Origin of the sequence: Citrobacter sp. W9, assembly GCF_026719375.1 — a bacterium.
GTDB classification, from domain to species: domain Bacteria; phylum Pseudomonadota; class Gammaproteobacteria; order Enterobacterales; family Enterobacteriaceae; genus Citrobacter; species Citrobacter werkmanii.
In genome coordinates, this window is record NZ_JAPPTE010000041.1 from 1 (window position 1) to 11,418 (window position 11,418).

Annotated in this window: 6 protein-coding genes; 1 reads left to right on the plus strand and 5 read right to left on the minus strand. The window is 45.9% G+C overall.

Annotated elements, in window-relative coordinates; all coding sequences use genetic code 11:
- Positions 1-129: 129 nt before the first annotated feature.
- Positions 130-402, plus strand: coding sequence for a hypothetical protein (locus OOJ59_RS27140; protein ID WP_223374966.1), 273 nt, complete (start codon positions 130-132; stop codon positions 400-402).
- A 334-nt stretch (positions 403-736) separates the two neighbouring features.
- Here OOJ59_RS27140 and brxL read toward each other — a convergent pair whose 3' ends face one another.
- From brxL to OOJ59_RS27165, 5 genes are all read right to left on the minus strand, one after another.
- Positions 737-2,797 carry a protease Lon-related BREX system protein BrxL gene (gene brxL / locus OOJ59_RS27145; protein WP_108168775.1) on the minus strand — a complete coding sequence of 687 codons (2,061 nt, stop codon included), beginning with the start codon at positions 2,795-2,797 and terminating at the stop codon, positions 737-739.
- 257 nt (positions 2,798-3,054) lie between these two features.
- A complete protein-coding gene (pglZ, locus tag OOJ59_RS27150) occupies positions 3,055-5,658 on the minus strand; it encodes a BREX-1 system phosphatase PglZ type A (RefSeq protein ID WP_080892562.1) in 2,604 nt (867 codons plus the stop codon).
- A gap of 217 nt (positions 5,659-5,875) precedes the next feature.
- Complete coding sequence (gene pglX / locus OOJ59_RS27155; protein ID WP_099433765.1) at positions 5,876-7,660, minus strand: BREX-1 system adenine-specific DNA-methyltransferase PglX; 1,785 nt, start codon at positions 7,658-7,660, stop codon at positions 5,876-5,878.
- A complete protein-coding gene (locus OOJ59_RS27160) occupies positions 7,660-10,662 on the minus strand; it encodes a reverse transcriptase domain-containing protein (protein ID WP_099433764.1) in 3,003 nt (1,000 codons plus the stop codon). Before OOJ59_RS27160 ends, pglX begins: the two co-directional genes overlap by 1 nt.
- A 16-nt stretch (positions 10,663-10,678) precedes the next feature.
- Positions 10,679-11,218 (minus strand): hypothetical protein, encoded by a 540-nt coding sequence (locus tag OOJ59_RS27165; protein ID WP_023280805.1) that lies wholly within the window; start codon positions 11,216-11,218, stop codon positions 10,679-10,681.
- Between the last annotated feature and the right edge of the window lie 200 nt (positions 11,219-11,418).

Consider the following 11,418-nt stretch of genomic DNA (forward strand, 5'->3'; position numbering starts at 1 on the left):
TTTTCGCCTGCCGGGAGTCACATTTTTCTGCATATCTGACACTTTGGTTCCCACTACTTATTTGGTGGACACCACTTTGTCGGATGCTTCGGATTATGACCAGACGGTTCACGCTGTACGCTTACGAACGTGTTGACGGAATGGCAGTATAACAGCCTGATGCGCGATGCGACTGCAAAGGGTTATCGGACCGGTGAGCCTGGAGGAATTGAACGTGAAAGATCGCTCATTATTGAAAAAATGATGGCTGCTCTGGCGGGCAACGGTATTAATCTGACTCAGATGAGTGAAGAGCTTAACGTGCCACTTGATGAATTGAGTAGTCTGCTTTACGGTGTGGCACCAATCAGCGGCGGCAGTAGCGGAACCTCACGTTCAAGGGCCTCCCTCCGTCTGGTGTGAACAGGAAAACTGCTCATGCTTAGAGCCGCTCAGGGCAGTCTCTGGCGGCTTTTTATTGATGGTCAGCGGACTCACCACTGTTATTTTTCTGAATAGTAACCCTTATATTCAATGTTCTCCGCATTCTTACCCATACTAGATACCGACCAATGTGACCGACATGCCATGAGGGGGCTCGGAAAAATGTAGCGGTATTACCCGCAATTCCCCCTGATCAGCCCCCAGACTAGTTTTAGCTACGTCCGCTCCTGACACCGATCTGCCTTGTCAGATTTGCCCAGCGCCGTAACAGTGTCAGCTCGAATCTGAGCTAATACATATGATTTTCAGTTCGTTAGTGAACACCCAATGCCTTATAAACCGCATCCACGGGATCGGCATAGAAGCTGATCTGGAACTTAGAGAAAATCTCTGCCGGTACAGTCGGAATGTCAGAAGCAGATGCCATCGGTAGCAATACACGTTTACCACCACTGTCCATTGCTAACTGCAAGCTTCCCGCCAGATCTTCAACTGGATTCACTACACCTCCCAGTGTCATATCTCCTAATACTACCATCTGTTCCTGCACTGACTTACCCATCAAAATGGAACAGAACGCTATCAGGGCTGCCATGCTAGTTTTAGTACTAGGTCCGGAGTTATGCAACTCAACGGCATGCAGATGGTATTCATGCTCGGAAAATTTGGCGGTAGCACTGATACGGTTCAGATTACCTTTGAAGTAATCAAAACCTACGCGGATGGCTTCTTTGGCTGGTGTATTGGAGCCCAGGCCAGATGTCGAGTGTTTACCATTACCGGGTGTCATCTGAGTCTCGAAGCGATACAAGCCCAGTTGGCCAGTTCCACCCTTGGTAACCATATGTACAACTCCTGGTTTACCCAGACCTTCAGGGATTAACTGGCTTCCGCCTTGCTCTGGTACATTGACGAAAAACTCTTCCAGAGTTTCGTTGTCGAGGTAGCTGAAATGCACATCGAAAAACTCCATACCACCCAGTTTTTTCAACTGCTCTTTGATTCGACGGCGAAGTTCCAGTGCGTAGGTAAGGCAAGGGCGCACCTCCTCTTTACCAAACACACCATGAGGGTAGAGCAGCTTGAGCAACCCAGACACGGTGCGACGTACTGCGATCACATCACGCTGGTTGAGGTTGTTCCCGAGTTTGAAGAAGCGGTCAATAGCATCAGAGAAACTACGCTTGCGCATTTCACGCATATACTCGGCCAGGTAGTCGGTAATCAGACCGTAGCTATTGGTAAAAAACTCAGGTCGCATCTTCGGAATATCCCAGCCTGGGATATAGGCATGAAAGCGGTCAAAGAAGGCGGTATCGATCATCGCTTCTGGGAAAGGAGCCAGCAGGTGGCTGGTTTTGACTAACGTTTCGACGCTTTGGTTGATGTTGCCGACAAACACCATAGAAGCTTTGGCTTCGATAGAATCACGACCACGGGAGAAAGAGCCCGATGCCATGTAATCCTTCATGATCTGGACGCCATCTTTATCCTTGAAGGTAATACCAGCCACTTCGTCAAAAGCTACCACATCCCACATGCCTACCAGCCCAACCTGCCGGGAACTCATGTTGTAAAACAGATTGGCGACTGTCGTCTGGCCACCTGAGACTAGTAATGAATTAGGCGAGCACTCTTTATAGACGTGGCTTTTACCGGTACCACGTGGGCCGAGTTCGCAGACGTTATAGTTGTTCTCAACGAAGGGGATCATCCGCGTCAACAGGTGCCATTTCACCCGTTGCTTCAGATTGGTTGGCTCCATGCCGATAGAGCGGATCAGGGTATCCAGCCATTGCTCTGTTGAGAAATTAGCCCGGGCGGCAAAAAGCTCTTCCATATCCATAGAGGGCATCTGGATAGGTTTAAGGTTGAAAATTGAGAAGGGCGAAATTCTTTGCCCTTCTTCATAAAAATAGTTAAGAGTAACAATACACCAGATCCCCCCGGTGAGCAGCTTCTCGTTAGCTTTAACAATGTTGGCGGGGATCACGGCATCTTTGATACCGAGGTTCGAAAGCTGAGCCTCGTAGACATCTTTCTTCTGGTTGAGTTTTACTCCGATCTTATCGATCACTTTAAAGCTACCACGCTCACGAATCAGAGATTTTACTTTCTCAGCCTCATCCGGGCGAACATAGTTCTCAGCGAGGATTTTTTTGACGTTTTCCAGACCTTCGCGTACCACTTCATCATCGTCTGAAGCACAGTACATACCGAGCAGATATTCCAGTACATAGACAGGGACATTAGCCCCTTCTTTTAGCTGTTTGGTCAAATCCTTACGGACAACTTTACCCTTAAAGTAACGATTCAGACGGGCATCAAGATCCATGCTGGCATGCTGAGATAACTCATCGTCAATGCTGAGCATAGAAGCCTCATCAACAGTAGTTCCGCTCGGCTGGGCAAGCTTCTCCGTGTAAACGTCCATCTGCTGGATGACTACATTGTTCGTGATATGTGTGACATTCACCGCTGGCTCTTGCGCGGTTTCCTTTCCTACAAACTCACCTTCAGTAGGATTTATCTCATCATGTGGCATCTGGTATTGCTCCCGGGTACTGATTAGCTGGTACCCAACATTAGAATTTACTTTTCACATCCGCAGGATCGCTATTTTGCGAGCCATTAAAAACCGAATTCATCCTGGATTGCCAAATCAATAGTGACTGGATAGCGTGCCATTTCAATACCATCCTCATCATCAACGAGCAGCAATTGATACTGCGCCTTGCGGTCAAATTGAGCACCGGTCAGTTTTAAACGCACGTCTTGCTGGCGTTGATCCAGATTACTTGAGGTCGCTTCAAAGAGTAGCTTCTCAATAGCTGATACGGTTTGTTCTGAACTATCTACCACCGAGAAACGAACCATTCTTGATTTATGACGTTCATCGACGGCATCGGTCTGCAGAAAGCGGATTTTATCGATCACATTTACCAGCTTAATGGGTTGGTATGCCGGAACTATGCCGACTTTGGTTTTTTCATACAGAGTTTGTTTCTTGCCACGCAGCTCTTGTACTTCAAGTATTGGAACACAGACCTCTTGCAACATTGCACCACCATGGACGAAGCGGGCTCCACCAACAAAATGGAAACGGCTCACTCCTTTCGGAAGCCAGAATTCCACATCAGAGTTACCACCAACAACATTACGCAATTGCCCATGCCAGACATCTTCGTTTGTTGGTAAATTGCGACCAAGGAGATAGCGTTTTGAAGCTTCCAGAGTTCCAGATGGTTCGTGTTTCAGAGGCGATTTTACCCCGTTTTCAACTGAGGCCTGTTGGAATAAGAATCCATGATCGGCTGTGATCACTACGCGAGTAACGCCAAACCCATTGATAATTTTGTTGATGAGTCCATTCAGTTCGTCTATAGCCTGGCGGGCATGAATGAATGTCTTAAGCTCACTTTTCTGAGATTCACTCTGAGCATCGATCACATCGTGATAGACGTAGATTACCTTTGCGTCACCAACCGCCTCGTTAGCTTCTGCCCGGGTCCAGCTCAGCAGACTTTTGGCCGAAATCGCTATACCACCTACCTTACTTAGAATAGTGCTGCGATTTTCTAAACCCGCGCTGCTCTGTCCATCTACTAATACTGTTGAGTTGGTAGCGGCATAGTCCAGTTGCTGATGTGGGAGTAAGGCGGCCATGCCAAGTTGCGTGTAGCTAGGTAGTACCCCGAGCTGGCTCTTGAGCTGCGCAGTGAAGCGCTTGGCTTCATTTATCTGTCCCTGGAGCTCATGAGCAACTTCATAGCGCAAGGCATCACTGATAATAACAAACTGGCGCTTGACGCCGCTTTGGGCGAAGCGTTTTTTGATGACCGTATCATAGAAGCGATGCTGAGAGGGGAGGCCAAGTTGCCAGTTATCAAGCAACTGCTCTTTAACTAGCAAGCCATCCCATGTCAGTCCCAGTTGGTACAGATACCAGTTCACATACAGATCTTCGATTTTACTGGCCAGTACAGCCAGCACTTCTACCGACTGTCCTTGCAGGTGCAATAGTGCTTCATTAAACAGGCGATAGGCTGCATCAAACTGGAACAATTCAGCTTCATAGGCAAGATACATTTCTTGTGCTGAAGTGTAATGAAAACCATCCGGTTTCGAACGGCGTAGTTCTAGCAACAATTCAGCTTGTTGCAGCGCCTGGTAAATATATGCATATTTAGGTACAGTTCTGGCCCAGAATCCATGTCGACGACGAGAGATTAGTTGGGCAAACTCTACTCGATTCAGTTTCAAGTCACCGTTGTTTAATCCAGATATCAGCTCACGGATCAAACCTTGTTCGACCGCTTCAAAGCCTTCGACTTCTCCCCAGAGCCAGATATCTTGCGCTGTCAGGCGTGAAGCAAGTTCGAGCTGATCCGCTACCTGTGCAGAGATGTCGGCAAAATTGCTGCTGTACTGGTTAGAATCACGCCATCCAGATAGCAGAGCCATAGCATTCGCACGTCCGGTGGGAGTGGCTAATAGTTGTGACTGTAGCCAGACAGGGCGCTCTTTGGTATCAAGCTGTTCGTAGCATTCACTCACCAGTAACTTACGAATCAGTTCGCGTAGTGACGGTTCTGTCCCTTCAGGTATATGGTATCCATATTCACGGTTCATTAAATGCCAAAATCCAGGCAGCAATCCATGCTGTTCTAGCGGAGCAAGAGCGGTTTCAGCATTCTCAAGTAACCGATCGCCAATGCTTTTCATTATTTCGGCAATCTGAGCATGACAGGCCAGCACGACACTTATCATCTTCATATCAAGTGATAGCGGATCTTCTATGCCGCCACGACCGTCCAGGCGACGTTTAAAGGCTGCAATACGCTCTTTGTTGGCGAAAAAGCTTTTACGTGACGCGATGTGGTCGCGCAGCGCCATATTGGCGAGGCCGAGGTCATTAAGCAGAATTGAGGCTGCATCAGCATAAAACGTGGTGCTATAACGACGTATATCGAGCAACCAGTCTTTAGCTGGTGATGGTTCTGAACTGGGCCAGTAGAGAAGGAACCCCTGCGTGGGTTCATCGATTTCAATGCGTTTGCGCGTCTGAAGCTGTGACTGCTCTGCCATATTGAGCACTATTACTGGCAACCCGTTCCACAGTATGGCGAGTTCTGTTAGCTGTGCAGTAAAGCTCTGTTCTGGGTCGTGCCAGAAAACAATCCGATCTGCGGTGAATTTGTTGTTAAGCCCGGTTTGAAGCTGAGTGATATCCATCAGTACGTCTCGGAATAATTAAGCCATCAGCACCATGGCTGTGAATCGGCGGTAGTGTGTAATGTTGAAGATGATTATACCAACTCTGAACGTTGATGAGTGACCGAATCCCACATGCTAAAGATTCGATAGCTAATCTAACTGATTTGTACAAGGGGACAGTGAGAACAAAGTTATAAAGCGGAGACACTAGTGTCTCCGCTTTATCTTTTTGAACTTACTCGGCTTTATCACCAGTAATAGCTTTCACTTCAGCTAATAAAGTACCGAACTTGCCGTAATTGATCTTAACACCATCGTCGAGATCGAGCTGGATCTTCATATCAGCATAGTGTTTGAGTTGGTCGCCAAAAGAACGCAGCTCGGTAAGCTGTTTGGTCAGGCTATCGATCTCTTTACCGATGAGTTTGGCTTCGGCTGTTTCTGCTTCATTCTGCTGCAGGCGCAGGCGCTCAATACGGCTATCCATTTGGCCGAGCAGGGGCGTGACATACTCAGTGCGCATGCGCGGGAGAGTTGTTTCATTGTAGCGATGTAAATAGACCAAGCATTCAAAGGCTTTCTCTTTACCTGAACTGAATAGCCAGTAGATCGGGCGTTTTTTGTAGGTCTTCAAGTGATCTTTAAAGAATTGGGTCGAGAGATAGCGGCGAATCGTCTCGCGTGAGGTTTCTCCTCCTTTTTTCACTGGCTTGATCGCAGCTAAGCACAGGCTATCGGCAATAAATTGCAAGTTCTCTTCCAGATGAATATTCCCCCATACAGTGCGGATAAACTCTACAAAACGAACAGCAATATCATCCTCAAACCAAGTCTCTGAGGCCAGAGGTAGAATACCATCGCTATCAGCCGGGAAACTGATATAAGCACCTCCTTCAACTAGTGTTTTAAAACCTTTGTTACCGGCATGGGCATAAACCAGTCCCTCACGATCTAGTGAATAGCGCCCCATCATACAGCCGAGCGAATAGGAAATCAGTTCTACGACGGTATCCGATTGCAGTCTGTCTTCTCGCTCTTTGTCGGTCAGATTACCGCCATAGCGATAATGCGGGTTACAGGTGAGGGTTATTTCACTTAGTGGTACGTCAGGCGTCAGCTCATTTTGCAAGCCATAGGTGTCGATAAAAAGACTGTTATTCTCCTCTTCGAGGCGTTGCATTTCCTGAGATTTATTGTGCATAGATGTACGCAGTTTTTGGTAGCAGTTATCCAACAATAACTCACTGAAAACTGGTGGGAGTAGAGGTAATCTATTGAATGCCCAAGAAAGCTCATTAGAGTCCCAATCACTTTTTGACAGTTCAATGAGGGTCTCGGTCAAGAATTTTTTTTCTGGTAATTTAACCGGTATCGCATTTATCCCTATTGAACTGTAGTCAAGTGTCGGACAAAGAATATTCAGAAAAGTTTGAGCAACCTTGCTATTCAACAGACCAAGTAGCCCATGTTTATCTACAGATATAGGAAATATACAAGATCCCTTGGTATCGAAAAGAAAGCCTGTAGGATTATATCTTGCAGAGAATAAGCCAGAGCTTAACGATGAATAAGTTATGTTCTCACGAAAATAGTATTCTTGATTTTTTAGGCGTCCTCCAGGTCTAAGCTTGTTAATTTCTTCAACAAACTCTTTAAGTTCTACTCCATTTTTTTCCCAGTTAACCAAATATTCGTTATTTCCAAACCAACGACGAAACTCTCCACCTTTATTGTAGGCGTACCATTTCTCAGGTCTGCTTTCAGATTCTTCGGCACTTTTGCAGTCAAAACATGATTTATCCGCGCTTACTTCATGCCAGAAACGTAAGAAGCGGCCATTATCAGAGGTGGCCATGCCTTGTTTTGCATCAGCAACTTCACGTAGCTTTTCAAATTTGAAGCTGGAAATAACCATGTCGTTAACCCAATATGCAATTGGGCTTCCCGGAATTTTTTCAAAATCCTTGGCTGAAGCTCGATAAAAGTGTTTGTCCATGTTGTTATTTTCTTGCTGGACCATTATGAGTCTCCTTTTGGCAATTCTTTTCTGTTATGTGCCATATCCTGAGCAAATCCATCCGGAACGGGCTTAAAGGGTTTTCCTGGTGAACGGTGGTTGGACTGGAATTGGCGTAAGGTCGTTACATCAATTTCACCGGTGATGCAGTAATCGTGATTCCCACCTTTCACGCGCATTAAGTCGCGTTGGTAGCGTTCTTTGTAAGGTGCACGAATACGGCTATCGCCATAAAGGCGATTATTACACTGGATGATGTAGGCATGGATATCAAGTGCAGCGGATTCTACCAATGCATTAAACGTGTCGGTATCAGGGTTCCATTCTGGTACAAATAACGCATCGATTTTACCGCGCAGATCTGCCCGATAACGAATATTGGTCAATTCGCTGCAGATCATCAATGCAAAACGAAAATCTCCATGTTGCACAATCGGGGGTTGTGTCCATTGTGTGGCAGGGCTTAATTCAAGACCTGCAAGGCGGAAGAGTTCCTGTTCTTCATGTAATGCAGGTCGCTGCTTATCTTGTCGGTAGAGCATCAGAGATGGGAAGCCCAGACCATCATGACTCAGCGAGGCCCATACCTGATTACGTACGCGCTTTTTCGGAGCATGCAGATATTCCACACCACTGATAAATGAAATACCACGCCCCTTAAGTTTGTGGGCTATGCGAATAAACCACTGCGGTGGTAAAGCCAGCTCCGGTAAAATGAGATATCCACTATTATCAGGTCTGGAGATCAGTTCATTGATTAGACGACTGAGTCGCTGATAACGGCGACGACTATCAGGATCGGGTTTGTTCATCACCGCTGCGACAAAACTCGACCCACTAGTTTCCCAGCTAGATACCGCGATTGTATGCTTGGACTTAGGTTCGCCATCAGGGATCTGAAGTATTTTCTTACCGTTATTCCAATGCGGCATTTTGTGCTTGGTCAGCTCAAAACCACGTAAAGCCTGCATCACCTGGCTCAGCTTAGCGCAGTGAAGCGAATTAAACGGATCTGGTGCTATCAAATACAACTCATTGAGGCTAAAAGGGCGAGTAGCGAAATTTAGACCTGCCGGGATCCCTCTTTTAAATTTGAGCCAATCCACGAGAATACGGATACCTTCCGTTATATTGCAAGGAAGTAACTCATGTGCATCTGAGGTGATTAATTTATTACGTGCAATGATGCCTCGCTGGCTCACAATCTCTTTGGGCAGGCCGATGAAGCGAAGTGGAATATGCGCTAGATCGTAACTGAATAGCCGAGCATGAGCTCCCTGTAAGACATTGCTGCCGAGAAGTTTAAACAGACTAGACTCTAAGTGCTTTTTAAACTGTAAGGTATTACGGAATTCCTCCCAGGCAACCTTTCCTTCACCACATAGCTTGTGTGGAAAAGACGAAATAATGCTTTCAGCAACAGCATCGTAAAGTGTGTTCCACCAATCATGTTGTTGATATTGCAAGGAAGACTGCAGAGCCTTAATCGATATAGTGCAATGATCTTTGACCTTTTCCGTTAGCTTATTAAGAGCCTTAATCATTTTATCAAGATAGCTAAAATCTTCACAAGCGACTGCCATTCGAATGATACGTGGCAGGTATTGAGCCAGTTCGAAGAATTTTATCGGCGTAAGCAAATGACCTGTTACCGCATCAAAAAAAGCATGGCGGTGTTCTTTCCAGGCATCAGGCGGAAGGTCGCGCTCGTAAGCTTCATAGTCACGCAGATTGAGAGCGAAGCTAGCTCGATGCAGGGTTAAAGCATCAGTTTTACGCAGATTATCGGCTTGTTCACCAATATGACTGGTTGCTTTAAGCAGATCGGTTGCCACTGATTCGGCTGAATCAGGAAGGTTTGGTAAAGAGCGCCATTCGCTTGCACGTTGATTAATCTGCTCAGAGATAGCATTGACCAAAGCAATACCAGCCGCGCCAGACAGAACGAATAATTTATTTTTGTTGTTTGTAAACACGATACGGCTGGAACATGTTTCAAGGTAATCAGGCTTGAAAAGGATAGCCTGTTCTTTTGGGTTATCCATATGTTCCCACTTAAATAACTCTTTGCCCCCATCCCGATTGAAGATCCAATCCCAGAACTGATACGTATTTTTTATCTTACTGGTATTTTCCATCACTAACAGGATGTCATCCACATAGCGACCATAGTAGAGTGGAACAACCTGCTGTTCGATAAACTGATCGAGCTTAAAGAGTGCTGCATTGGCAACAACAGCAGAGGCTGGCAAACCAACGGGTAAGCCTTTTCCGAGTGGTGTTAGTTTTGCCCAGGCTTCCAGTGCAGTAATAAACAATTGGTGCACTCTCGTCTGACTCTGATCCAATTCGACGCCGATCAGTTTTATAAAGGCCGGATCTTGCATAAAACCGGGATTTAGTTCATGGAAAAAACTGCTCACATCAGCTGTAAGAGCTAAGACCTCTTTTTTATCTTGCAGTGCTGAACGCATAGCGTTAATGCCGCCATCACGCCAGTCGCGAAAAGGTTTGAGGTAAGGAGTAAATGATCCCAGTGCTAGTTCGTTAATTTGACCATGGCGATTACGGCGTAATCGGCTGCCATAAACATTGCTACTGAGTTTTTTATCAAAAAGCGAACCCACCTTGAGCATCCAAAGAGCTGAAAGGACATGGAAGTCCAAACTGCAGCAGGCCATCAAACGAAATTCTGCTGTGATTTCTTTTCCAGCTTCTATTATCTTCTGCCATTCATCATCAGGTGACGCGAAAATTAGTCCTGTGCTGTCATCTGTTTTCTCCGTTTTAATGGCTTTTGGGACCAGAGACCAACCCCCTAGAAAATCTGGGTTGTGTATCCAATCTTGATCTTCTCCATTGATTCGTTCTTGCAAATCAGTGAGGTTAACCTGCAGCTTATCCTCGTAGTCAGCAATGGCAAATAGCGACGGAGTTGTCGAGTAATAGAGGTCTACTTTAGCCTTACGATAAGCGAGCCCTAAATCTTCTAATGTAAAACCCATATCGTGTCTCCTTTCCCTATTTTCGTTTTGCTACTGCTTTTTTTTTCAGATTTTTAGCTGTATCAACAAAGCACCAGAAGTCAGTCTTTTTCATTTGACAGAAGAGTTTTAGCTGGCCTTTATAACGATGTTCAATGTGATACCAGATTGGATTTCCTGCAACTCGTTCAATATCGGCATGAGCAGCTGCATTTCGCAGATGGTAAAAAATACTCTTTAAAATGTTACTCTTCGCGTTATGGAACCAGATCAGATTTTGCTTGTTATCTGCAGTAGGTAGGGTTGATGTCGCCAGCTCTTTTTCAGTCGAGAAAGGCTGGATTTGTAGACTAAGTCCACTCTTTAACTTGCGATATCCTTTAACCTGGGTTGATAACAGTTCAGATGTTAGCCCCTGGTGCTGCTCGTAATAGAGCACCAATTTTTCATAGATGTCGGCTAACTCGGCGCGAGTCAATTTGTGGAGGTTAGAGTTTGACATTATCTGCTTAAGCCCTATTTCTTTAAGCAATAGCTGCTTTAAACATGGCTGCTTTTTCTGCTTCAGAGTTTCCATCCACTAAACGGAGATAAGTGCCCTGATAGCTTGAAAGGTGAAAATTTCCTAATACGAATGCAGTAGTTGAGACGTAAGCGTCGTCTGAGTACCGTCTGGTCCCGAATCCAGGATCCTGTAACTTAAGCACCCACTTATTTTGCAGGTGGACACCTCATGCGCGCTAAAGAAAGACTTCCCCGGAAACACTATTCCCCTGA